This window comes from Weizmannia sp. FSL W8-0676 (assembly GCF_038593015.1).
Lineage (GTDB): Bacteria > Bacillota > Bacilli > Bacillales > Bacillaceae_C > Weizmannia > Weizmannia coagulans.
Genome location: NZ_CP151954.1, coordinates 1867983 through 1892426, shown reverse-complemented (window position 1 = coordinate 1892426; position 24444 = coordinate 1867983). Strand labels below are relative to the sequence as shown.

At 49.6% G+C, this 24444-nt stretch carries 26 protein-coding genes; 19 read left to right on the top strand and 7 right to left on the bottom strand.

What is annotated here, in order from left to right:
- Positions 1–542: 542 nt before the first annotated feature.
- Positions 543–1208 (bottom strand): SH3 domain-containing protein, encoded by a 666-nt coding sequence (locus tag NST20_RS09325; RefSeq protein ID WP_342399327.1) that lies wholly within the window; start codon positions 1206–1208, stop codon positions 543–545.
- Positions 1209–1243: 35 nt separating this feature from the next.
- The gene (locus NST20_RS09320; RefSeq protein WP_342399326.1) at positions 1244–2536 is read right to left on the bottom strand and encodes an SH3 domain-containing protein; all 1293 of its coding nucleotides are present in this window, start codon (positions 2534–2536) and stop codon (positions 1244–1246) included.
- Between the two features lie 199 nt (positions 2537–2735).
- Between NST20_RS09320 and NST20_RS09315 the strand changes: the two genes are divergently transcribed.
- Together NST20_RS09315 and NST20_RS09310 are read left to right on the top strand one after the other, a co-directional pair.
- Complete coding sequence (locus NST20_RS09315; RefSeq protein WP_342399325.1) at positions 2736–3335, top strand: TlpA disulfide reductase family protein; 600 nt, start codon at positions 2736–2738, stop codon at positions 3333–3335.
- A 75-nt stretch (positions 3336–3410) separates the two neighbouring features.
- Positions 3411–3644, top strand: a complete 234-nt coding sequence (locus NST20_RS09310) for an SHOCT domain-containing protein (RefSeq protein ID WP_017550577.1) — start codon at positions 3411–3413, stop codon at positions 3642–3644.
- A 66-nt stretch (positions 3645–3710) separates the two neighbouring features.
- Here the strand turns inward: NST20_RS09310 and NST20_RS09305 are convergent, their stop codons facing one another.
- Positions 3711–4148 (bottom strand): Hsp20/alpha crystallin family protein, encoded by a 438-nt coding sequence (locus tag NST20_RS09305; protein ID WP_342399324.1) that lies wholly within the window; start codon positions 4146–4148, stop codon positions 3711–3713.
- A 170-nt stretch (positions 4149–4318) separates the two neighbouring features.
- Between NST20_RS09305 and NST20_RS09300 the strand changes: the two genes are divergently transcribed.
- Positions 4319–5743: a multicopper oxidase domain-containing protein gene (locus NST20_RS09300; RefSeq protein WP_342399323.1), complete on the top strand. Its 1425-nt coding sequence runs from the start codon at positions 4319–4321 to the stop codon at positions 5741–5743.
- Between the two features lie 250 nt (positions 5744–5993).
- Here the strand turns inward: NST20_RS09300 and NST20_RS09295 are convergent, their stop codons facing one another.
- Entirely contained in the window at positions 5994–7103 is a 1110-nt protein-coding gene (locus NST20_RS09295; protein ID WP_342399322.1) for a sugar diacid recognition domain-containing protein, read from the bottom strand.
- 162 nt (positions 7104–7265) lie between these two features.
- Here NST20_RS09295 and glcD point away from each other — a divergent pair, with 162 nt between their 5' ends.
- From glcD to NST20_RS09245, 10 genes are all read left to right on the top strand, one after another.
- Positions 7266–8675, top strand: coding sequence for a glycolate oxidase subunit GlcD (gene glcD / locus NST20_RS09290; protein WP_342399321.1), 1410 nt, complete (start codon positions 7266–7268; stop codon positions 8673–8675).
- Positions 8672–10012, top strand: a complete 1341-nt coding sequence (locus tag NST20_RS09285) for a (Fe-S)-binding protein (RefSeq protein ID WP_029141919.1) — start codon at positions 8672–8674, stop codon at positions 10010–10012. Before glcD ends, NST20_RS09285 begins: the two co-directional genes overlap by 4 nt.
- Positions 10013–10311: 299 nt before the next feature.
- Complete coding sequence (locus NST20_RS09280) at positions 10312–10830, top strand: YqeG family HAD IIIA-type phosphatase (protein WP_017552590.1); 519 nt, start codon at positions 10312–10314, stop codon at positions 10828–10830.
- 2 nt (positions 10831–10832) lie between these two features.
- Positions 10833–11939 (top strand): ribosome biogenesis GTPase YqeH, encoded by a 1107-nt coding sequence (gene yqeH, locus NST20_RS09275; RefSeq protein ID WP_342399320.1) that lies wholly within the window; start codon positions 10833–10835, stop codon positions 11937–11939.
- Positions 11940–11972: 33 nt separating this feature from the next.
- Positions 11973–12815 (top strand): shikimate dehydrogenase, encoded by an 843-nt coding sequence (gene aroE, locus NST20_RS09270; protein WP_342399319.1) that lies wholly within the window; start codon positions 11973–11975, stop codon positions 12813–12815.
- Entirely contained in the window at positions 12809–13099 is a 291-nt protein-coding gene (gene yhbY / locus NST20_RS09265) for a ribosome assembly RNA-binding protein YhbY (RefSeq protein WP_017552593.1), read from the top strand. Before aroE ends, yhbY begins: the two co-directional genes overlap by 7 nt.
- Before the next feature lie 11 nt (positions 13100–13110).
- Positions 13111–13680: a nicotinate-nucleotide adenylyltransferase gene (locus tag NST20_RS09260; RefSeq protein WP_013859714.1), complete on the top strand. Its 570-nt coding sequence runs from the start codon at positions 13111–13113 to the stop codon at positions 13678–13680.
- The gene (gene yqeK / locus NST20_RS09255) at positions 13670–14239 is read left to right on the top strand and encodes a bis(5'-nucleosyl)-tetraphosphatase (symmetrical) YqeK (RefSeq protein ID WP_029141916.1); all 570 of its coding nucleotides are present in this window, start codon (positions 13670–13672) and stop codon (positions 14237–14239) included. The genes NST20_RS09260 and yqeK overlap by 11 nt, the downstream gene beginning before the upstream one ends.
- Positions 14240–14593 carry a ribosome silencing factor gene (gene rsfS / locus NST20_RS09250; protein ID WP_017552596.1) on the top strand — a complete coding sequence of 118 codons (354 nt, stop codon included), beginning with the start codon at positions 14240–14242 and terminating at the stop codon, positions 14591–14593.
- Positions 14590–15336 carry a class I SAM-dependent methyltransferase gene (locus NST20_RS09245; RefSeq protein WP_019720541.1) on the top strand — a complete coding sequence of 249 codons (747 nt, stop codon included), beginning with the start codon at positions 14590–14592 and terminating at the stop codon, positions 15334–15336. The genes rsfS and NST20_RS09245 overlap by 4 nt, the downstream gene beginning before the upstream one ends.
- 80 nt (positions 15337–15416) lie before the next feature.
- On the opposite strand, the gene comER is transcribed toward NST20_RS09245, so the two are convergent.
- Positions 15417–16238 carry a late competence protein ComER gene (comER, locus tag NST20_RS09240; RefSeq protein ID WP_013859710.1) on the bottom strand — a complete coding sequence of 274 codons (822 nt, stop codon included), beginning with the start codon at positions 16236–16238 and terminating at the stop codon, positions 15417–15419.
- 105 nt (positions 16239–16343) lie between these two features.
- Here comER and NST20_RS09235 point away from each other — a divergent pair, with 105 nt between their 5' ends.
- From NST20_RS09235 to NST20_RS09225, 3 genes are read left to right on the top strand one after another with little or no spacing between them, the layout of a single operon-like run.
- Positions 16344–17057: a helix-hairpin-helix domain-containing protein gene (locus tag NST20_RS09235; RefSeq protein WP_046720728.1), complete on the top strand. Its 714-nt coding sequence runs from the start codon at positions 16344–16346 to the stop codon at positions 17055–17057.
- A 24-nt stretch (positions 17058–17081) separates the two neighbouring features.
- Positions 17082–17684, top strand: a complete 603-nt coding sequence (locus NST20_RS09230; RefSeq protein ID WP_017552599.1) for a ComE operon protein 2 — start codon at positions 17082–17084, stop codon at positions 17682–17684.
- A 12-nt stretch (positions 17685–17696) separates the two neighbouring features.
- Entirely contained in the window at positions 17697–19982 is a 2286-nt protein-coding gene (locus NST20_RS09225; RefSeq protein ID WP_342399318.1) for a DNA internalization-related competence protein ComEC/Rec2, read from the top strand.
- A 54-nt stretch (positions 19983–20036) separates the two neighbouring features.
- On the opposite strand, the gene NST20_RS09220 is transcribed toward NST20_RS09225, so the two are convergent.
- The gene (locus NST20_RS09220; RefSeq protein WP_017552601.1) at positions 20037–20171 is read right to left on the bottom strand and encodes a YqzM family protein; all 135 of its coding nucleotides are present in this window, start codon (positions 20169–20171) and stop codon (positions 20037–20039) included.
- Between the two features lie 268 nt (positions 20172–20439).
- On the opposite strand from NST20_RS09220, the gene holA reads away from it, so the two are divergent.
- Positions 20440–21465: a DNA polymerase III subunit delta gene (gene holA / locus NST20_RS09215; protein ID WP_046720731.1), complete on the top strand. Its 1026-nt coding sequence runs from the start codon at positions 20440–20442 to the stop codon at positions 21463–21465.
- A gap of 38 nt (positions 21466–21503) precedes the next feature.
- On the opposite strand, the gene rpsT is transcribed toward holA, so the two are convergent.
- Positions 21504–21764, bottom strand: a complete 261-nt coding sequence (rpsT, locus tag NST20_RS09210) for a 30S ribosomal protein S20 (RefSeq protein WP_017552603.1) — start codon at positions 21762–21764, stop codon at positions 21504–21506.
- A gap of 135 nt (positions 21765–21899) precedes the next feature.
- Here rpsT and gpr point away from each other — a divergent pair, with 135 nt between their 5' ends.
- Both gpr and NST20_RS09200 read left to right on the top strand, forming a co-directional pair.
- Positions 21900–23051, top strand: coding sequence for a GPR endopeptidase (gpr, locus tag NST20_RS09205; RefSeq protein WP_327076615.1), 1152 nt, complete (start codon positions 21900–21902; stop codon positions 23049–23051).
- A gap of 103 nt (positions 23052–23154) precedes the next feature.
- Positions 23155–24357: a stage II sporulation protein P gene (locus NST20_RS09200; RefSeq protein WP_061566448.1), complete on the top strand. Its 1203-nt coding sequence runs from the start codon at positions 23155–23157 to the stop codon at positions 24355–24357.
- The last annotated feature ends 87 nt before the right edge of the window (positions 24358–24444 follow it).

Sequence of the window (24444 nt, the reverse complement as noted above, 5' to 3'; positions counted from 1 at the left end):
GTGTAAGGATTTCAAAGGAAACACGTAAAAAACCTTGCACTTGGAGGCTGTTACGATGTACAAAAAGACCGAACATCAATTAACTTTTGTAGATGATTTTTTTCTACCATTCGGTGGGAAATTAAATAGGCTTGCTGAATAAGCAAAAGTCCTAGACTTGGTAAGGATACTGACAGCTTTGGCCGAACTTTAAATGCAAGGGTTTTATAAAAAATGCAGGAAAAACTTTGCACTCTAAAGCTGATTCAACATACAGAGAGGACAGAATAAAGCATTTTCGCAGATGCATTCTCCTATGATATTGAGGTAGAGCTTGCTGACAAATCAGATACAAGCCATAATCGGATTCGTTCAGCAAGCCCTAAATAGATTTCGTTTACGCCGGATAATTTTGCTGCCTGCCGCCACTTTTGCCCAAGCGCCGGAGACGGAAAGGATTTTGACGCTAGTGCCTCTTTCAAGCCGGCCAAGAATCGCGCTGTTATCTGCCGCAGACTTGCGGAGCAAAAGATGGGATCCCGGGTCAACATTGACATATTTTGTTACTGTTTTGGGGGCAGGCTGCCGGAAGAAGCCCCGCCCGGTTTTGAAGCTGATAAATACGCAGCGCGGACATATCCTGTTTTGCTGCCTGCCGCCACTTTTGCCCAAGCGCCGGAGACGGATAGGACTTTGACGCTAGTGCCTCTTTCAAGCCGGCCAAGAATCGCGCTGTTATCTGCCGCAGACTTGCGGAGCAAAAGATGGGATCCCGGGTCAACATTGACATATTTTGTTACTGTTTTGGGGGCAGGCGTGCCGGAAGAAGCCCCGCCCGGTTTTGAAGCTGATAAATACGCAGCGCGGACATATCCTGTTTTGCTGCCTGCCGCCACTTTTGCCCAAGCGCCGGAGACGGATAGGACTTTGACGCTAGTGCCTCTTTCAAGCCGGCCAAGAATCGCGCTGTTATCTGCCGCAGACTTGCGGAGCAAAAGATGGGATCCCGGGTCAACATTGACATATTTTGTTACTGTTTTGGAGGCAGGCGTGCCGGAAGAAGCCCCGCCCGGTTTTGAAGCTGATAAATACGCAGCGCGGACATATCCTGTTTTGCTGCCTGCCGCCACTTTTGCCCAAGCGCCGGAGACGGATAGGACTTTGACGCTAGTGCCTCTTTCAAGCCGGCCAAGAATCGCGCTGTTATCTGCCGCAGACTTGCGGAGCAAAAGATGGGATCCCGGGTCAACATTGACATATTTTGTTACTGTTTTGGAGGCAGGCTGCCGGAAGAAGCCCCGCCCGGTTTTGAAGCTGATAAATACGCAGCGCGGACATATCCTGTTTTGCTGCCTGCCGCCACTTTTGCCCAAGCGCCGGAGACGGATAGGACTTTGACGCTAGTGCCTCTTTCAAGCCGGCCAAGAATCGCGCTGTTATCTGCCGCAGACTTGCGGAGCAAAAGATGGGATCCCGGGTCAACATTGACATATTTTGTTACTGTTTTGGAGGCAGGCGTGCCGGAAGAAGCCCCGCCCGGTTTTGAAGCTGATAAATACGCAGCGCGGACATATCCTGTTTTGCTGCCTGCCGCCACTTTTGCCCAAGCGCCGGAGACGGATAGGACTTTGACGCTAGTGCCTCTTTCAAGCCGGCCAAGAATCGCGCTGTTATCTGCCGCAGACTTGCGGAGCAAAAGATGGGATCCCGGGTCAACATTGACATATTTTGTTACTGTTTTGGAGGCAGGCGTGCCGGAAGAAGCCCCGCCCGGTTTTGAAGCTGATAAATACGCAGCGCGGACATATCCTGTTTTGCTGCCTGCCGCCACTTTTGCCCAAGCGCCGGAGACGGATAGGACTTTGACGCTAGTGCCTCTTTCAAGCCGGCCAAGAATCGCGCTGTTATCTGCCGCAGACTTGCGGAGCAAAAGATGGGATCCCGGGTCAACATTGACATATTTTGTTACTGTTTTGGAGGCAGGCGTGCCGGAAGAAGCCCCGCCCGGTTTTGAAGCTGATAAATACGCAGCGCGGACATATCCTGTTTTGCTGCCTGCCGCCACTTTTGCCCAAGCGCCGGAGACGGATAGGACTTTGACGCTAGTGCCTCTTTCAAGCCGGCCAAGAATCGCGCTGTTATCTGCCGCAGACTTGCGGAGCAAAAGATGGGATCCCGGATCGACATTGACATATTTTGTTACTGTTTTGGCGGGAGCCGTGGATACTTTTCCGGCTGATAAATATTCTGCACTGACATAACCTGTTTTTCCAAGCGCCCTCACCTTCGCCCAGCCGTCCGCTGTTGAATAGACAGTAACGCTTGTCCCTGCTGGCAGTTTTGCCAAAACGGCACCGGTTTTCGATGCTGTCGAACGCAGTGTTAATGAAGAGCCTGGATCCACATTTACATATTTAACGGACGATGCCGCAGCCACGTTTGCCGGGTGGAGAAACCTGCCCGGAAAATTGTCTTCTGTCGTCTGGACCGTTTTCGTAAATGCCGGGGTAGACAACATGGCAAAACATAATGTTGGGATGACAATTCGCTTTTTCATCTTTTCATCTCAATCCTCTTTTCAAAAATGATGGTGCCAAGGGCCGTAAATGCCAAAATGCCCAATGCAAAACTTTCATCTTATATATCGGAATCTCTCAAAAGTTTTTAACAATATTATAGCGTTTGCTTCTATTTCATCGTAAAAAAGAATAAAAATGATAGAAAGCACTTTAATACCCGGAAAGGAGTTGAAACGGTTGAAAAAAAGGGTGTTTCTGGCTGCCGCCGTGCTTCTGGCCTCAGCCATTTTGCTTATGGCCTTAAAAAAACCGGACGATCCCGATAAAAATAAAACAGCAGGGGAGAGGCAGGAAACCGCGGTGAAGGCACAACCGCTATCCGGCGGTGCAGAAGCAAAAGAAGGGGAAAAGGCGCCGGATTTTGCACTGACAAATCTATCGGGGCAAACAGTCAAACTGTCTGATTTTAAAGGGAAAACGGTGATCCTGAATTTTTGGGCTTCCTGGTGCCCGCAGTGTAAAGCGGAGATGCCGGATATGCAGCGTTTCTATGAAAAAAACCCGGATGTCGCAGTGCTTGCTGTGAATTTAACGAATACCGAAACAAACGAGAATGCGCCGCTTGACTTTGTGAAGAAAAACGGCCTTGCTTTTCAAATTCTGTTTGACATGGACGGCTCCGTCGGCACCCTTTACAAAACGGTTACCATTCCGACGACTTACTTTATTGATGCAGAAGGGACCATCATCCGTAAAATCATCGGCCCGATGGATGAGAAAACGATGGCCGAATTTGCGCAAGAGTGCAAAAAAGGGGGGGGAGGGAAGCCCGAATAGATCAAGGATTTTTTAAGAAAAAAGTGGTACAGTATACAGTAGTAGGGAATGTAAAAAGGAAAGGTGCTGACCATCATGATGTACGGTGGCTATGGCATGATGGGCGTATTCAGCCTAATCGGCATGATTGCCCAGCTTGTCATCTTTGTGCTCGTGATTTTTTTGATAGTGGCAGGCATCAAAAAAGTGAGCGAATTCCGGCCGCATCAAAGGGAAGACAAAAGCCTCGACATTTTGCGGGAACGGTATGCAAAAGGGGAAATCACGGAAGAAGAATTTAAAAAAATGAAGAAGGATTTGATGGATTAAGGGATTATCCGGCTTCTTTTTTACACAAAAAAGCGGGGGCTTGCATTACAAGCCTCCGCTTCATGATTACTGGATTTGAATCCGTTTTCCGGATGGGCCTTCCTTCGTTTTCTTCGGAATATGAATTTTCAGGACGCCATTATCAAGGGTGGCGCTGATTTCGTCTTCATTAATATTATCCACGTAAAACTTCCGGACGAATTCGCCGTAGCGGCGTTCCTGCCGAATGACTTTATTTTTTTCGTCTTTGCTTTCTTCCATTTGGTCGCGTTTTGCACGGATGGTCAGCTCATTATTGCGGACATCAATGGTAATGTCCTCTTTTGAGAAGCCCGGCAGTTCGGCCTCCACAAGATAAGCATCTTCTTTTTCCGTAATGTCGGTACGGAACGAGTTTGCGTTCGCAAAAGGCGCCAACGCATTCGCATCAAACATCTCATTGAAAGTCTTCATCATACGTTCGAAAACATCGTCGTTTCTTCTGAACGGAATTAAATCAAACATATTCAATCCCTCCTTTTCACTATTATTATACCCCACTGTAAAAAAGTTGAAAACAAAGATGCCTATGCACAACAGATGTTCACAAAATTGTCAATCTATAACGATGGATTTCCGGTGTTAAAAAACATTACAATGGTACTGAACATTAAAAAAGAAAAAGCAGGGGTAGGATGAACAAGACAAAGTTAGGGGCTCTGATTTTAATCGTGGTCATTGTGGGTATTGGCGGTGTTTTCTTTTATAACGGCTATGTGAAAATCAGCACAAATCATAAAGCGGCACAGCATCCGGATCTGCCCATTCCAGCCGTTTTAAAAGATACGAACCCGGATCCCAACGCGGCGGAGTATACTTTAACCGCACAGCAGGGGAAAAAGGCGTTTATTTCCAGGAAAACAACAGCAACGTACGGATATAACGGCGACTATTTGGGGCCGGTCATCCGGTTGAAAACGGGCGAAAAAGTGAATATCATCGTAAAAAATAAATTGCCGGAAGCAACGACGGTCCATTGGCACGGCCTCATTGTCCCGGGTTCGGCTGACGGCGGCCCGCATGCTGCCATCCAGCCGGGCAAAACATGGAAAGCAAAGTTTACGGTGAGCCAGCAGGCTGCCACGCTCTGGTACCATCCCCACCCGATGGGAAAAACAGGCGAACAGGTATACAAAGGCCTGGCCGGTCTGATTTATGTCGATGATAAACATGCGGAAAGCCTTGATATTCCGAAAGACTATGGCAAAAATGATTTTCCGCTTGTGCTGCAGGACCGCCGCTTTAACAAAAACGGCCAGCTCGTGTACAAATTAAATATGACAGATGAAATGTACGGCTTCCAGGGCACAACCGAACTGGTAAACGGCGCGGTGAAGCCGCAGTTAACGGTCAGGCGCGGCCTCGTCCGTTTCCGGATTTTAAACGGGGCAAACGGCAGGACGTACAATCTTCATCTGAGCGGCAACAGGACATTTGTGCAAATTGCATCCGACGGGGGATTTCTCAAGACGCCTGTGCAAATGAAAAAATTAACGCTTTCTCCCGGGGAACGTGCAGAAATTTTGGTTGATTTTTCAAAAATGAAAAACGGCAGCACGCTCCGGCTCCAAAATGGGAAAGAAACGCTCATGTATTTTAAAGTAAAAGGAAAGGCCGACCAGACCTACAAAGTTCCGCAAAAACTGGCTGTGATCGAAAAAATGCCGGTGCAAGAAGCGGTGAAAACGCGGAAATTTGTCATGTCCGGCATGGGCCCGAACGTCAGCATTAACGGCAGGCAAATGAACATGAACCGGATAGATGAGACGGTTAAATTACACTCGGTTGAAATATGGGAGATTCAAAATCAATCGACTTCCATGGGCACGAAAAAAATGGTGCATCCGTTCCATATTCACGGTGTCCAGTTCCAGATTTTGAGCATCAACGGCAAAACGCCGCCTGCCAATGAGCAGGGCTGGAAAGATACGGTGCTTGTCCATCCGGGCGATACAGTGAAAGTCATCATGCGGTTCCCGTTTAAAGGGATTTACATGTACCACTGCCATATCCTCGAACATGAAGACTTGGGCATGATGGGGCAGTATGAAGTGAAATAACGAAAAAGGGCGGGAATGTGTCCCGCTCTTTTTGGTATGGGAAGAAGCAGGTTAGAAGCTGCAAGAAAACTGCACAAGCAGGATAAAAAATGTAAAAAAGCAGCGGTATCCGATTATTTGGAATCCGTGCCTCGCAAGAAACCGATATACTGGAAAGGGCGCCTGCACAGTGGTAAAAACCTGCGGATGCTTTCTGTGCGGGTCTGGTTCATTGAAAGCAACATTCCTGCCCCCATCCCGCTGCAACAGGTTACAAGTTTTCCTGCCCTTCCAGGTGAAGGGCCAAGGAAAACAAGGCAATGCCGTCCGCTTTTTTCGGGTCAATGCCGGTTACATCGCGGATCTGTTTCAGCCTGTAATGGAGCGTATTGATATGCACATGCAGGGCAGCGGCCGTTTTTTTCAGGGACAGGTCATGGGCGAGAAAGGCCTGCAATGTTTCAAGCAGGCCGGCGTGGCTGTACAGTTTCCCGATCGTTCTTTGTACAAACGCATTCCGTGTATCGTCCTGCACTTCCTGGACCAAAAGATCAAGCAGCAGGTCTTCGTAAAAGACGATGCTGCCCGTTTTTTCGGCGGATGCCAGGGCTTTTTGCGCTTCTTTAAATGATTGGCGAATGACTACTGTGCCGGCTGTTTTCCCGGCTCCGACCGCACAGGGGATGCCGTATTTCCAAGCGAATTCATGCTGGACGGCTTCGAAACGGCTCCTGAGGCTGCGGGCGGCAAACGGTGTTTCTGCACTGATCAGCAGCAGAAAAAGCCCGGGCCCCCAGCGGACGATTAGATCCCGGCTGTTCTCAAATTCCGCCTGCAGCAAGCGAAAAGCATCCGTTTCCACCGCTTGCGGGATCTCCGCTTTTAACAAGCAGCAAATATGCGGATCCTGCACCGGAATCCCGAGCATCATCCCGCGTTCGGCAAAATGCTGGTCATAGGCCTCAAGATTCACCCATTCGTAAAAGTAAGCCTCAAGCCCCCTTGTTTTCGACTGGATTTGTTCAGTCCGGACGGTTTCCTGAATGATCAATTCCGTCAGCCGCCGGATCAATTCCGCATAATGTTCAACTTTTTCCGGGTTTCCCGTCACCCCGATCACCCCGATGGTCCGGCCTTCAAACCGGATTGGCATGTTGATCCCCGACCGCACGCCTTCCATCTGCGCCGTCATTTTTTCATCAATGTACAGCTTCCGGCCCGTTTGAAAAACTTTGCGCGCCCCTGCATGGATATGCCCGATCCGTTCTTTTTGCGTCGAGGCAATAATCACCCCGCTTTCATCCACGACGATGATATCCTCATCCATCACCGATTGCACTTCATTTACGATATTTTCAGCAAGTTTCGGGTATAATAGCATCTCGGCCCACCTTTGTATAAAAGTCTAAAAAACAAGCAAAAGAAACCGGTAAACTTTGTATCTTTCTCTATATCATTCCCCATGATTTAGATTTATCATAAAAAGAAACAGAAAACAATTTTTTGACTGTATCAATGATCAAAAAGAACGGGGGAATGTTTCATGATTGAAAGCGGGGCCAAAGAAAAACTGATTCAAGTCGTCGGACGGGAAAATTACGATGACACGCAGGCGGGCCGGCTTGTATATTCCTATGACGCCAGCCCGCAGTTCCAGGCGATGCCGGATGCGGTCGTGGCGCCGCGCAATAAAGAAGAAGTGCAGAAAATCGTAAAAATTTGCAACAAACACCGGATTCCTATTGTGCCGCGCGGGTCGGGCTCCAACCTTTGTGCCGGCACATGCCCGATAGAAGGCGGCATCGTGCTGTTGTTTAAGCATATGAACAAGATTTTGGAAATTGATGAAGAAAATCTGACGGTGACGGTGCAGCCCGGCGTCATTACGCTTGATATGATCAAAGCGGTTGAAGAAAAGGGGCTGTTTTACCCGCCGGACCCAAGTTCCATGAAAATCTCGACGATCGGCGGCAATATAAATGAAAATTCGGGTGGCTTGCGCGGCTTGAAATACGGTGTGACGCGCGATTATGTGCTGGCGCTTGAAGCCGTGCTCGCAAACGGTGAGATCATCCGCACCGGGGGCAAGCTGGCAAAAGATGTGGCCGGTTATGATTTGACGCGGCTTTTGGTCGGCTCGGAAGGTACTTTGGCCATTCTTACGGAAGCGACCTTGAAACTTGTGCCGATGCCGGAAACGAAAAAGACGATGCTTGCACTCTATCAGGATATCGAAGCGTGCGCGCAAACGGTATCTAATATTATCGCCAGCCGGATCATCCCGGCGACACTGGAATTTCTGGACCAGCCGACGCTGCAGGCGGTGGAAGCTTTTGCGCACATCGGGCTGCCTACGAATGTAAAAGCTGTGCTTTTAATTGAGCAGGATGGGCCGGAAGAAGTTGTTGAACGCGATATTGAAAAGATCGCGGAAATTTGCCGCAAGCAACATGCAGTCGATGTAAAGGTGGCAGCTTCCCCGGAACATGCGGAAGCGCTCATGACGGCAAGAAGGAGCGCTTTAAGCGCACTCGCCCGCCTGAAGCCGACAACGATTTTGGAAGATGCGACCGTGCCGCGTTCCGAAGTCGCAAAGATGGTGGTGGCAATCAATGAAATTGCTGAAAAATACGGGCTCCATATCGGGACATTCGGCCATGCGGGGGACGGGAATCTGCACCCGACCTGCCTTGCCGATATCCGGGATCAGGACGAAATGGAGCGGGTTGAAAAAGCCTTTGCGGAAATTTTTCAAAAAGCGATTGAACTGGGCGGCACGATTACCGGCGAACATGGCGTCGGGAGGGCGAAAGCGCCGTATCTTGAATGGAAACTCGGGGAAACGGGCATTGGCGTCATGAATGCGATCAAAAATGCGCTGGACCCGAACCATATTTTAAATCCCGGCAAAGTCTTTGCCAAAGAAACGGATCGAGTGGTGATGGAAAAATGATTACAGCAGAACAACAAAAAGAAATCCAGCAGAAATTCAGGGAAAGGATGGACGAAGACCAGCTGCTGAACTGCATGCGCTGCGGCTTTTGCCTGCCATCCTGTCCGACCTATATTGAATCGGGGTTCAAAGAATCGCACTCGCCGCGCGGCCGGATTGCATTGATGAAAGCCGTTGTGGACGGCATTATCGAACCGGATGAAGATGTGGAGCGCTCTTTGGACTTGTGCCTCGGCTGCCGGGCTTGCGAATCGGTATGCCCGCCCGGCGTCCAGTACGGGCATCTATTGGAAGAAGCGCGGGATATTATCCAGCAGTCGAAGAAAAAGAAGCAGTCCCTGCCGGTAAAAGTGCTCCGCAAAGCGGTCTTTGAAGAATTGTTCCCGCACCAGAATCGGATGCGCGCTTTAACAGGCCTGATCGGTTTTTACCAGCGGAGCGGCCTGCAAAAAGCGGCGCATGCGACAGGCGCTTTAAAGCTTCTGCCGAAAAATTTATCGTCCATGGAAAAAGTGCTGCCAAAAATTCCAAAATGGAAGGAAATGAAACAGCGCCCGGAACATTTGATGCCAAAAGCGGAAGTGAAAAAACGCGTTGCCTTTTTTACCGGCTGCCTGATGGACACGATGTTCATGGAAACCAATGATGCGACATTGAAACTATTGCAGCTTGCCGGCTGTGAGGTTGTCATCCCGCAGGACCAGGCATGCTGCGGGGCGCTGCATGGCCATGGCGGCGAAAAAGAGATGGCAAAGGACCTTGCCCGCCGCAATATCAAGGCTTTCGAAGATTTGCGCGCTGATTATATTATCACGAATGCCGGCGGCTGCGGCGCTTATTTAATCGATTACGGCCATTTGTTAAAAGACGATCCGGAATGGGCGGAACGGGCCGCGGCATTTTCAAGCAAAATAAAAGATATTTCCGCTATTCTCGTAGAGCTGGGCTTCCATAAACGGAAACTCAGCCTCCCGCACCAGGTGGTCACGTACCAGGATTCATGCCATTTGCGCAATGTGATGAAGACCTCTTCCGCGCCGCGCCTGCTCATTGGCGCCATCGAAAATGTAGAATTCCGGGAAATGAAGGAAGCGGATCACTGCTGCGGGTCGGCCGGCATTTACAATATTGTCGAGTCGGAGATGTCCATGCAAATTTTGGACCATAAAATGGAAAATGCAAAAGCGACACATGCCACAACCATTGTGACCGCCAACCCGGGCTGCCTGCTGCAAATGAAACTCGGGATCGAACGAGCCGGTTTAAGCGGAAAAGTCCGCGCTGTCCATATCGCCGACCTGCTGATCGAAGCAATGGGGGAAAATGCGAAAGTATAAAGCGCAAAGCAAGAAAAACACAACATTTTCAAGCAGCAGGCATGGCAGCTTTGCGATTTACCCATGGATACGGACAAGACTAATGGAAAGCAATCAAAACCGCTGAGCGCGCACTGCCCGGCGGTTTTTCCTGTTTCCGGCTTCCGGGGAACAGGGCATTGCTATCAGTTGAATAATTTGTAGAAATTGTTATGATAAAAGAAACTTGAATGAAGCATATTCGGGACAATATACTCATAAACGGGCGGGTAAGCTTGCATCTTGTGGACAGAACGGTAAAATGAATGGAGTGTCACGGATTGATCTTGAAAAATTTTTTGCCGGACCGGCAAGTGAACTCGGTGCTGTCAATCAGGCCGGAAGAATTAAAAAAGCATGGCATTAAAGCCATCATCACCGATTTGGACAATACATTGGTCGAGTGGGACAGGCCGAGTGCGCCGCCAAAACTGGTCCAATGGTTCCAGGACATGCAGGAACATCATATCAAAATCACGATTGTTTCCAATAATAATGAAATGCGGGTCAAAACATTTGCGGACCCGCTTGGCATCCCGTTTCTTTTCAGAGCGAGAAAACCGCTTGGCAAAGCATTCCGCAAGGCGCTTGCTATCATGGACGTGAAAAAGGAAGAAACCGTCGTGATCGGCGACCAGCTTTTGACCGATGTGCTCGGCGGCAACAGAAGCGGTTTTTATACGATTCTCGTCGTCCCGGTTGCGCAATCAGATGGCTTTGCGACGAAACTCAACCGGATGATTGAACGCCGGATTATGGGCTGGTTCAGGAAAAAAGGTTATTTGACTTGGGAGGATTGAATTTGGAAAAAGAAGCTGTCCATTGTATCGGCTGCGGGGCGCTCATCCAGACGGAAGATCCGGATGAGGCAGGCTACGCGCCAAAATCTGCGCTGGAAAAAGAGCAGGTCATTTGCCAGCGCTGCTTCAGATTGAAACATTACAATGAAGTGCAGGACGTGCCGCTTACAGACGATGATTTTTTAAAAATTTTAAACCGGCTCGGGCAGGTGGATGCGCTGGTTGTAAAAATTGTCGATATTTTTGATTTCAACGGGTCCTGGCTGCCGGGATTCCACCGTTTCGCAGGCAAAAACCCGGTTCTTTTAATCGGCAATAAAGAGGATCTCCTGCCAAAATCGGTGAAAAGAGCGAAAATGGCCAACTGGATGAAGCAGCAGGCGAAAGAACTCGGGCTCCGTCCGGCCGATGTGCTGCTTGTGAGCGCGGCAAAGGGGCACGGCATGGATGAAGCGATGGCTGCCATCGAACAGTACCGGAACGGGAAAGATGTGTATGTTGCCGGCTGCACGAATGTTGGGAAATCCACTTTTATCAACCGCATTATACGGCAGGCAACAGGGGAAAAAGATGTCATCACCACATCCTATTTTCCGGGGACGACGCTGGATATGATCGGCATCCCGCTTGATGACGGCACATCTCTTTATGACACGCCGGGGATCATCAACCACCACCAGATGGCGCATTTCGTCGGGAAAAACGAATTAAAGGTGATTACACCGAAAAAAGAAATCAAGCCGGCTGTATTCCAGCTGAATGAACGGCAGACGCTGTTTTTCGGCGGCCTTGCGCGGCTTGATTATATAAAAGGCGGCAGACGGTCATTTGTCTGCTATGTTTCAAATGCTTTAAATATTCACCGTACAAAACTTGAAAATGCGGATGATTTATATGCGCGCCAGCTCGGGGAATTGCTCCAGCCACCGGGGAAAGCGGAAGCCGCGGATTTCCCGGCGCTCGTTCGCCATGAATTTTCCATTAAAGAAGGAAAGACGGATATTGTTTTTTCCGGGCTTGGCTGGGTGACGGTCAACGAACCGGGCGCCGTTGTCGCGGCCTATGTGCCAAAGGGCGTCCGCATCATGCTGCGCCGGTCGTTGATCTGAAAAAGGTTCTGTTTTTAACGGGGAGTGAGAAATATGCGCGATTTATACGGGGTGATTGGTGACCCGATTGCCCATTCGCTGTCGCCTGCGATGCACAATGAAGCATTCCGGGCACTCGGGCTTGATGCAGACTATCATGCTTTCCATGTCACAACGGAAAATCTGGAAGCCGCCGTAAACGGCATGAAAGCAATCGGCGTGGCCGGATTTAATGTGACCATTCCGCATAAGCAGGCGATCATGCCGTATCTCGATGACATTGATCCGCTTGCGGAAACGATCGGTGCCGTTAATACCGTAATCCGCACCCCACACGGATGGGCCGGGTATAATACGGACGGCCCGGGGTTTATGCAGGCGCTGAAAGAAGAAAGCGGCCGGGTGCTTTCCGGGGAAAAAGTGCTTGTCATCGGCGCGGGCGGTGCGGCAAGAGCGATTTATTATACGCTTTGCCGGGAAGGGGCGGTAACCGTTGATCTGTGCAACCGCACGGTAAAAAAAGCGGAAGAAATGCGGGACGAAAGCCCTTTTCCGTGCCCGTCAAAGGTGCTTACGCTTAAAGAAGCGGAAGAACAGCTGGGGAATTATACGCTGATTGTGCAGACGACGTCGATCGGCATGCATCCGGATACAGACGCGCAGCCGCTTTCCCTCCGCCATTTAAAGCCTGGTGCGTTTGTGTCTGATATCATATACAATCCTTTTGAAACGAAATTTTTAAAAGAAGCAAAAAAACGCGGCGCCCGGGTGCAGAACGGCCTCGGCATGTTTATCTACCAGGGGGCCATTGCGTTTGAAAAATGGACCGGCGTAAAGCCGGATACCGGGAAAATGAAAAAGATCGTTGAAGGCATTTTAGGAGGAAGTTCATGTTAACAGGTAAACAAAAACGTTTTTTGCGGGCAAAAGCCCACCATTTGAGCCCGATTTTTCAGGTTGGAAAAGGCGGGGTCAATGAAAATATGGTCAAACAGGTGCAGGAGGCGCTTGAAGCGCGGGAACTGTTAAAAATCAGCGTCCTAAAAAACTGCGAGGAAGATAAGGATTCTGTTGCCGCAGCACTTGCAGAAGGGGCGCATGCGGAACTCGTGCAAATCATCGGCAATACGATTGTCCTTTATAAAGAATCGAAAAACCACAAAGAGATTGTTTTGCCTTAAGGGTGGGCGGCATGAAAAAAGTGGGTATTTTAGGGGGGACGTTCGACCCTCCGCATATCGGCCATTTGATTATAGCGAACGAAATTTTGCAGGATCTGAAACTTGACGAAGTCCGTTTTATGCCGAACCAAAATCCGCCCCATAAAGAAAAAACGGCCGGCATCACCGGATGTGACCGGATCAAAATGCTCACGCTTGCCATTTCGGGGCAGCCGGCATTTACGATTGAGGCCATAGAGATGGAGAGGCCCGGCCGCTCCTACACATATGACACAATGGTGCTGCTTAAAAAGCGGGAACCTGATACGGACTTTTATTTTATCATTGGCGCGGATATGATCGAATATTTGCCGAAATGGCGGAATATCGACCAGCTCGTCCGGCTTGTCCGCTTTGTCGGCGTCAACCGGCCGGCATATTCGCACCAGACAAAGTATCCTGTCCAATTTGTTGAAATTCCGGAAATTCATATTTCCTCCTCGCTGATCCGTGAACGCCTGGAAAAAAAACGGTCGGTAAAATATTTAATTCCGGATGCAGTGTGGGAATATATAAAGGAGCATCATTTATATGGAACGTGAGAAAGCATTGGAACTTGTGAAAGCCCAGCTGACGGAGCGCCGTTATATCCATACGCTCGGCGTTGCCGAAAGCGCCGTCTGGCTGGCGGAAAAATATCATGCTGACCGGAAAAAAGCGGAACTTGCGGCGATTTTCCATGATTATGCAAAATTCCGTCCGGAAGAGGAAATGAAGCAAATCATCATTGATCAAAAGATGGATGAACGGCTGCTTTCTTTCCATCATGAATTATGGCATGCCCCTGTTGGCGCTTATCTGGTGGAAAAAGAAGCCGGCATCACTGACCGGGAAGTGCTCGATGCCATTAAATACCATACATCGGGCAGGGCCGGGATGACGCTGCTTGAGAAAATTGTATATCTGGCTGATTATATTGAACCGGGCCGGAATTTTCCGGGTGTCGAAGAAGCAAGGCGGCTTGCGGGCAAAGATCTCGATGAAGCGGTGTTGTATGCAGCCGGGCACACCATTGCATTTTTAATTGGCCGGAATCAGCCTGTTTTTCCGGATACGATTGCTTTATACAATGATTTAGTGATGAAGGAAGAAGGGGCGTAAATGGACAATCAGACGTTATTAAAAACAGTCGTAAAAGCTTGCGATGATAAACGTGCGGAAGACATCGTCGTTTTGGATATGCGCGGGATTTCATTGATTGCGGATTATTTTCTGATTTGCAATGGGAACTCCGATAAACAAATTCAGGCGATCGCCCGCGAAGTGAAAGAAAAAGCGGAAGAAGCAGGAACTGCGGTCCGGCGCATTGAAGGGTTTGAAGAAGGGAAATGGGTGCTGATTGACCTTGGGGATATTGTCGCCCATATTTTTAACCGCGATGAACGGAATTACTATAACTTGGAAAGGCTTTGGGGAGACGCGCCGGCTGTCAGTGCGGAGAGCGTTCTGCAATGAGTTACGAAAATTTCGCCTATGTATACGATGCGTTGATGGAAGAGGCGCCCTATCCGCAATGGCTGCAGTGGGTGATGCGCCAAAGGGAGCGGAATGGTGTCAAAGGAAGGCGCATGCTTGATCTTGCCTGCGGTACCGGTGAACTGTCACTGCTGCTTGCACGGGAAGGCTTTGAAGTAACGGGCGTTGATTTATCGGAAGACATGCTTACAGTCGCGAGCGGAAAAGCACTGGCTGAAGGGGCCCGCATCACTTTCCTCAAGCAGGATATGCGCGCGCTTTGCGGCCTGCATGATTTTGATATTGTCGCGATTTTCTGTGATTCCCTGAACTACTTGGAAACGGAAACGGATGTGAAAGAAACGTTTCGGCATGTGCATGCAGCCCTGAAGGCGGGGGGAATGTTTTTGTTTGACGTGCATTCCGTTTATAAAACAGATGTGCTATTCCCGCATCACACTTTTGCCGATAACGGGGACGAGGTTTCCTATATCTGGAACTGCTTTCCAGGTGAGGGCCCGCATGCCGTTGAACATGATCTCAGCTTTTTCGTATATGATGAGAAATCCGGCTTGTATGAACGGTTTGACGAGTTACATAAACAGCGGACGTTTCCGGTTGCTGATTATGAAAACTGGCTTACGGAATCGGGCTTCGATTGTATGCCGCCTGCTGCCGATTTTACAGAAGAAGCGCCCGGCCCAAAAAGCGAAAGGATATTTTTTACGTGCATCAAACGATAAAAGCATTCTGCCCGCGCAGAATGCTTTTTTTGAAAAAATTTTAAAAAAGAAGCAGGAATAAACAGAAAGATGTCGAAATATCATGGTGTGCCGAATTGCCCGGCCACCGCGTCCGTGTCCTCCTTAAATTTCTCGTGTGTCGCTTCAAACAGTTTTTCGAATAAGCCATCCGTCCCTTTTTCAAGCACCTTTAATCCTTCGCCGGTGATACCGCCCTTTACCGTCACTTTTTCCTGCAGGGCAGGCAGCGTATAAATTTGCTGCTTCAAAAGTTCCCCCAGGCCGATCAGCATCTCAGCCGTTAATATGCAGGCGGTGTCGCTGTCAATCTTTGTTTTGCGGACGGCTCCTTCTATCATTTTTTGCGCCAAAAAACTGAAAAAAGCAGGGCCGCAGCTGACCAGATCTGATGCCACTCTCGTGATTTGCTGGCCAACTTCAACCGGGGTGGATATTTTGGAGAACAGTGTTTTTACTTTTTCCTGCCACTCGCTTGTGCACTGGCTGCCAAATGTCAGCAAAACCGCACCGGCAGCTGCCCTGTTCGTGATGCTCGGGATGGCCCTTGCGCACGAGCAGGGGACCATTGCGGCGAGCTGCCCGACTGTAACGGGGCTTGTAATGCTGACAAGGCACTGTTCATTCCGGAAGGCGCCTCCGGCCTTCTCCAGAATGCCGTGCATCTCAAGCGGTTTAACACACAGCAAAATTAAATCGCTCTCCAAAATGGTATTTTCTATATTCTCAACCTGAATCCCGGGATACTTGTTTGCAAGTTTTGCGGCTTTTTCAGGTGTGCGATTTGTGATCCGGAATTGTGCAGGCGTAACGGCTTTTGTTTCTATCAAAGCTTCAATTAACATGCTGCCCATATTTCCCGTTCCGATCACGCCAATGTCCATGCTGGTTTCCCTCCTCAAGCCGCCGATCTTTCAGCGCCCGGTACAATATATGCGCAGATCCGGGCGATTATGTATCTGAAAAAAGAAAAACAGAGGTGAAGGTCTTTGAAAACGTTGTTTCTCAAATACCGCTGGCATGCTGCTGCAGCTGTGGCAGCCATTACGATTGCAATCTTTTACTATTTTAGCCAAAATGGAGGTATGGACACCGCGTCCGGGGCTTACCGGCAACCCGAAACGGCCGTGCAGTCCGGACAGCCTGAGGGGGGCGGGACGGATGTGCAAAATCACTCGACCCAAAACACCGCACAAACGCAATCCTCGGCCCAAACGCAGAACGCTGCCGAAGTTTACGTGGATGTGAAAGGCGCGGTGAAGCATCCCGGCATCTACAAAGCGGAAGCGGATGACCGGGTCTATGACCTCATTCAGGAAGCGGGGGGTTTTAACGAAAACGCCGACCGGAATCAGGTCAATCTCGCGCAGAAGGTAAAAGATGAAATGGTAATCGAGGTGCCGAAAAAAGGCGAAAAAGCGGCTTCTGCCCAAACTGCCCCGGCGGCTGCCGGAATTTCAGCTCCCGCTTCCGCTTCTTCCGGGACGGCGGCAAGCAGTGAAGCGGCCGCACAGGTCAATATCAATACGGCCGACCAGACCCAGCTTGAGACGCTTCCGGGCATCGGGCCGTCAAAAGCTGCGGCTATTATCGAATACCGGGAGAAAAACGGCCCTTTTCAAAAGCCGGAAGATTTGAAAAATGTGTCGGGGATTGGGGACCAGACTTTTGCCAAAATCGAAAATTCCATCACTTTACAGTAAGGATGAGCAGAAAGGAAGAGAAAAATGGACCGGATTTCCTGGAACCAGTATTTTTTGGCGCAAAGCCATTTATTATCCTGGCGGAGCACCTGTTCAAGGCTTGCAGTTGGGGCGACGATCGTCAGGGATAAAAGAATTATCGCAGGCGGCTACAATGGATCCATCGCGGGGGACGAACACTGTATTGACAAGGGCTGCTACGTGATTGACGGGCATTGCGTGCGGACGATCCACGCTGAAATGAATGCCATTTTGCAATGTGCAAAATTCGGGGTGGCGACAAACGGCGCGGACCTCTATGTAACCCATTACCCGTGCCTGCACTGTACCAAAGCGATCATTCAGGCAGGGATTCAAAACGTGTACTATGCACAGGATTACCGGGTGCATCCGTATGCAAGAGAGCTTTTTGAAAAAGCGGGGGTGCATGTCGAGCATGTCCCGTTCCATCCGGAAACACTCGATATCCGGGCAAGCGAAAAAGCCAAACTGGTGGAGAAATTATTCATGATTGCAAAGGACCACGGGGCGGAAGCGGCAGAACTGGAGGAATTGCAGCAAATGGCGGCGGCATTATTTGCAGGCGCTTATCAAGAAACGGAAACGGGATCCGTTCCGAAAGCGTAACAGGGTGATGGTGTGAAAGGCAACTGGCTGTTCGCCGCGCTCGCTGCATTAAGCGGCATCCTGGTTGGCCTTCACGCGCCGCCGCTTCTGGTTCTTTCGGCCCATTTGATTTGGATCCGGATTTTCCTGTCCCGGAACCGGCCTTTGCTCCTGTTGTCCGCCGTTTTTTACGGGTTGGGGATTTTTAGCGGTTATTTCCAGGCATTTGCGTATGATACAAAATTTCATGCCGGCAGTGCCCGGATGCCCGTCCGTTTCAGCGATTATCCGCGCATCGACGGGAACGCGGTCAAGGGAAAGGCGGAAGCCGGAAAAGAAACGTTTATGTTAACGTATTACGCCGGGAGCGAGGCAGAACTGGAAACCTTGAAACAAACTTTATCCCCCGGAACGGTTTGCATGGCTCAAGGGGAACTGGAAGCTCCTGAGCCAAACCGCAACCCGTCCGCATTTCATTACCGCAACTATTTGGCCCATCAGCATATCCACTGGATTTTAAAAGCGGACCGGCTTTCCGCGTGCAACAGCCCGCCGCAGCATCTGCACGGTTTCTTGAAAAAAATCCGCCACCGCTCCCTGCTTCAAATTCAAAAAACATTTCCGGAAAAATCCGTACCGTACGCAGAAGCGCTTTTGTTTGGCGAGCAAACAGACTTTGATGACGATGTGTACCAGCTTTACCAGCGGCTTGGCGTTGTCCATCTGCTTGCCATTTCCGGGCTTCACGTACAACTTGTTGCCGGGTTTTGCTACTATTTGCTCATCCGGCTCGGGCTGACAAGGGAACGTGCCACCGTTTGCTTACTGGGGGTGATGCCGGTTTATGCGGGATTATGCGGCATGAACCCGCCGGTTGTCCGGTCGGCAGCAATGACGATGCTGCTTGTGCTGGCCGGGCAAAAAAAACTGCCGATCGGGCCGCTTGATGCTTTGTCCATCTGTTTCATTTTGTACGGACTAAAAAATGCGAATATTGTGTACAATATCGGATTCCAGCTCTCTTTTGCTGTTTGCGCCGCGCTGCTTCTTTCAGGTCCTCTTCTAGAGCGGTTCCGGGGCCCGTTGCAAAAAGGGCTCGCGATTTCGTTCATTTCCCAGCTTGCGGCACTTCCCATCCTATCTTATTCATTTTATGAGTTTTCCATTGCGGGGCTTGTTGCCAATCTTTTTTATGTACCGCTTTATACGTATGTGCTGCTCCCGCTTGCTGCGCTTGCCTTTGTTACAGAATGGGTGGCGCCGCCGCTGTTTTCCGTCTTTGCCGCGTGCTTTGACGGGCTCGTTCGGCTTTCGGAAAAAACGGGGGAAGCGATCGACGGCCGCTGGTCCACGCTCGTTACCGGGAGGCCGCCATACTGGGGATCGATCCTGATGGCAGGTGCGGGAGTTTATTGTTTGGCGGCGATGGAAAACGGCAAGAAAACGATCCGGGCTGTCCTGCCGCTTGTTTGTGTTCTCATGCTCCTCCTTGCGGAAAACAGGTATTCGCTTTTCGGCAAAATCACCTTTATCGACGTCGGGCAGGGGGACAGTATTTTAATCCGGCTACCGCTTTCAAGGGGGGCGTATTTAATTGACACAGGTGGGACCGTCCGGTTTCCGGAACCGGCATGGAAAAGAAGGGAGCATCCGTTTGAAACCGGCAAAGATATTGTGGTGCCATTTCTAAAAAGCCAGGGGATTACGACGATTGATAAGCTGATTTTAACGCACAGCGACGAGGACCATATCGGCGGCGCAACGGCTGTGATCACATCTCTCCACGTCAAAGAAATCCATATCTCGCCCCATTCATGGGAAAAACCGCTCATGCAGAAGGTGCTCGCTTGCGCCCGCCAGAAAAAAATCCCGGTGTATGAGATGAAAAATGGGGACGGATGGCAAAACAAATCGGGGGTATTTCAATATCTTTCGCCGTTTGACGAAACGTATGAGGGGAATAATGACTCGCTTGTCCTTTATGCGAAAACAGGTGGAAAGACGTGGCTGTTTACCGGGGACCTTGAGCAGGAAGGAGAAGAAAAACTTGTGGCGGCTTATCCGGATATCCGTATTGACGTATTAAAAGCCGGGCATCACGGCAGCAAAACTTCGACAAGCGAAACGCTCATCCGGAAGTATCATCCGCGGATCGCCGTCATCTCTGTCGGAAAGCATAACCGTTTCGGGCATCCGTCTCCGGAAGTGGTCAAACGGCTCAGCGAAAACGGGGTATTCATTTTCCGGACGGATGAGGACGGGGCGGTGCAATACCGCTTTTTCAAAGAAAAGGGAACCTTTTCAACCGTCCTCCCATAATATACATTAATTAAAAAACCGTCCGGAATGGCTCCGGCACTGCCCGAAGCGAGGCTATCTGCCAATGATGTCTGCTGCAGTTGCAATGATAAACATCAGCGCAAAAAACAAAAAAGAGATGAGAAAACCTGCTCCGGCATCGGCGACATCATTCGTTTTCGACTGGACATCTTGCTCGAATTCGTTCATCCAAACCCCTCCCTGTTTTTTGATTATATGATAATTTCAGAACGATTTCCACCGTTTTGGATGGAGTTGTCATTCATAGATATCCGGCTGCGTGTGACAATAAGGGTACGGGTCCACCGTTAACGGAAAAGCTTCCCGGGACTGTTCCGTTAACGTTTATATAGATAAAGGGGATTTTACGGATCCCCTTTTCCATTTGTTTTCTGCTTGCAACAATGCGCCCGTTCTCTTAACATAGGGAGTAAGAAAGGTTTGGGAGCGGAACAGAATGGATGAATTATGGAAAAAGATTGAGCGCGGGCAATTTTCCCCGCTTTATTTATTGTACGGTGCAGAAGATTATTTCATTCAAAAAACGAAACAGAAATTGCTGGATTATGCGCTCACTCCGGAAGAGGCGGATTTTAATTATGCTTCGTATGACCTGGAGGAGGTGCCGGTCGAGACAGCGATCGAAGATGCGGAAACATCCCCTTTTATGGGGGAGAGGCGGCTCGTGATTGCGCACCACCCGTTTTTTTTGACTGCTGAAAAGCAGAAACAGAAAGTGGAACACCGGCTGGACAAGCTGGAAGCATACGTGAAGTCTCCCGCCCCTTACACGGTTTTCGTGCTGGTTGCGCCTTATGAAAAACTGGATGAACGGAAAAAACTGGTGAAATTGATCAAAAAGCAGGCCGCAACTTTCCAGGCAAAAAAATTAAATGAAAGGGAGCTTGAAGGGTGGCTTGTCTCCCGCGCCGCTGAAGAAGGCTGCCGGATTGGCAGGAAGGCAGTGGAACATTTGGTTTCCCTTGCCGGCACCAATATGAATGCGCTCGATCATGAAATAAATAAGCTAGCCCTGTATGCCGGAAGCGGCAATGAAATAACAGATGGAATGGTGGAAATGCTGACGGCGCGGTCGCTGGAGCAAAATGTATTTGAACTCGTTGAAAAAGTGGTTCACCGCCGCATTGATGAGGCGCTCCGGATCTATTATGACCTTTTAAAACTTAATGAGGAGCCGATTAAAATATTGGCGCTCCTTGCCGGCCAGTTCCGGCTCATCTACCAGACGAAAGAACTGGCGAGGCTCGGCTACGGCCAGCAGCAAATCGCATCTTATTTAAAAGTGCATCCATACAGGGTAAAACTGGCGGCGGGGCAGGCGGGGCTTTTTTCCGCGGATGAACTGAACCGGATCATGGCGCTGCTTGCCGACAGCGACTACCGGATGAAATCGGGCGGGCTGAAAAAAGAAATGATCATTGAAATGTTTTTGTTTCAACTGCATGAAATGAAGGCAAAATAAAAAAGACGCGGATCGCGCGTCTTTTTTATTTTGGTGCGTTACGCCTGTGCGGATAATTTTTTCATCAGGCGTGATTTTTTGCGGCTTGCCGCATTTTTATGGATAAGGCCTTTAGATGCAGCTTTATCAAGGCGTTTTACCGCATCGACTAAAAGTTCTTTTGCGTTTTCGTCGTTGTTTTCAACCGCTGCTTCAAACTTTTTCACTGCCGTGCGCATGGCGGATTTTGCCGCTTTATTTTGAGCATGGTTTTTTTCGTTCACTTTTACGCGTTTAATCGCAGATTTAATGTTTGGCACCCGTTTCACCTCCTACGAGCAAACCTTGTTTGGCTCGTCCACATTCACTTTAGAACAAATGATATTGTAACAAATGGAAGACGAGATTGCAATACATTGGGCCGGAATTTGCACAAAACGAATGGTCTGCCGGGAATGGGGAAAAACAAGGATAAAGGAAACGGCAAAAAGGAGGAAGACGAACAAATGGATCTTAGTGTTTATTCCGTCCGCACAGATTTAGCGATTGAAGCGCGCGATCTTGCAGTGGAAGAGAAAGTGAAGAACCGGGAAAGCGAAGAATTGGAAGGCGTAACGGTGGAAGAACGGACCGTAAACGATATGAAAGTGACGACGGTTCAAATTTCCAAAAAAGGGGAAAAAGTCATCGGAAAAAAGGCCGGGAATTATTTGACCATTGAAATGCAGGGCATCCGCAGCGGGGATACGGACATCCAGCAAAAGGTGGAAGAAGTGTTCGCGGATGAGTTTAACCAATATTTGAAGCATATAAATATTGGAGAGGAAGCGAGCTGCCTTGTTGTCGGGCTCGGCAACTGGAATGTTACGCCTGATGCGCTCGGCCCGCTTGTTTGCGAAAAAGTACTCGTCACCCGCCATCTGTTTAAAATCGAGCCGGAAAACGTTGAATCGCGCTACAGGCCGGTGAGCGCGATTGCCCCGGGGGTCATGGGGCTGACCGGAATCGAAACGAGCGATATTATATTCGGCGTCAGTGAAAAATCGAAACCGGATTTTATTATTGTCGTCGATGCGCTTGCATCCCGTTCGCTGGAAAGGGTGAATGCCACGATCCAGATCTCGGATACGGGCATTCAGCCGGGATCCGGTGTTGGCAACAAGCGGAAAGAATTGTCGAAAGAAACGCTCGGTGTGCCGGTTGTTGCGATCGGCGTTCCGACAGTGGTGGACGCCGTGACGATTACAAGCGACACGATCGATTTTCTGTTAAAACATTTCGGCAAAGAAATGAAAGAATCAGGCCGGCCTTCACGGGCGCTTGCACCGGCAGGGCTTTCATTTGGGGAAAAGCGGAAGCTGACGGAAGACGATCTGCCGGGAAGTGAAGCACGGAAAATGTTCATGGGGATTGTCGGCAATCTGGATGAGCAGGAAAAGCGGAAATTGATTCACGAAGTGCTCGCGCCGCTCGGCCATAACTTAATGGTGACGCCGAAAGAAGTCGACATTTTTATGGAAGATATGGCAAATCTTCTGGCGAGCGGACTGAATGCGGCGCTCCACCCCCATGTGAACCAGGAAAATACCGGCTTTAAGACGAGATAAGTTGCAGGCGCCGCCATAACCCGGGGGTGCCTCTTCTTTTCGGTGTTCTATTCTTCCATGAGATTCATAGAATGTAATAGAATCGATTGGAAAGGGTGGGACGATGAAAAGCGGCAGGCATTCCAGCCATTTTTTTATATTGAATCTGACCAGTGTGATACGCCTTATCTCCATAGTCATCCTGTCCCTTGTGCTTGTTGTCATCTTAATTGGCACGCTGACGTCTTTGAAGCCGGGTTACCGGGTTTCCTCTTCAGCCGTCAATGAAGCCGCAAAGCATCTTTCAAGCAAAACATTGTACAAGTACCTGCTGTCGGACAGCCAGCTGCTTGTGCACCATTTTCCGGATACGGACGAGCGGCCGGTCGGCAATCTTGTTTTTGAAATGCTCACCAACATCCGCTTTGAAGATCCGCGCAGCTTTCTCGGGCGTGAACTGCCAGGATTTGAAATCTTTGACAGCAAAATACTTGTTGCCGGAGACGGCGCTGACTATACCAATATGCCGATTGAATCCGTCCCGCCTGACAGCGCCTTGCAAGCGAAAGACCCGGCCACACAAAATACGGAAAAAATCGAGGAAAAAGGCGGTCCGGACGATGCAAAACGGCGGCCCGGGCGGACAACGGGCGGCAAGAAACGGGTGTTGATTTATTTTACCCATACACATGAGTCCTATCTGCCGTATTTAAAAGGCGTCACGAATCCCGACCTTGCCCAGCATTCGAAGATCAACGTAACAAAAGTCGGGGAGAGGCTCGCTGAAGATCTCGAGGACAAGGGAATTGGCGCAGAGGCAAATACGACCGATGTTTTAAAGCTGCTTGAGAAAAACCATATGCAGTATTACCAGTCTTACCAGGGATCGCGCACCGTCGTCGAATCGGCGATGAGAAACGACCGCGACCTTCAATATTTTATTGATATCCACCGCGATTCGAGAAGAAAAAAAGATACGACCGTTACCATTAATGGAAAATCGTATGCGAAAATCGCTTTTGTAATCGGCGGGGAAAACCCGAACTGGGAAAAGAATGCAAAGCTGGCTGAGGATTTGCACAACTTGATCAAAAAGAAGTATAAAAATCTGTCAAGGGGGGTCATTTTGAAAAAAGGGGCGTCGACCAACGGAAAATTCAACCAGGACTTATCGGGAAATGCTTTTTTAATTGAAGTCGGCGGTGTGGATAATACTTTTGAAGAAATGTACCGGACAATGGATGTTTTTGCCGATGTGTTTGCCGGGTATTACTGGCAGGCGGACAGTGTAAACGGCGCCGGGAGCGGGCAATCAGGAAACCGTTAGCCGTCTTGACAGGCGGTTCTTTTTTTGCGATGCGCGGCTGATCATTTTTCGTTGAAGTCGCGCTTTCCTGCTGATATAATCAGAAAT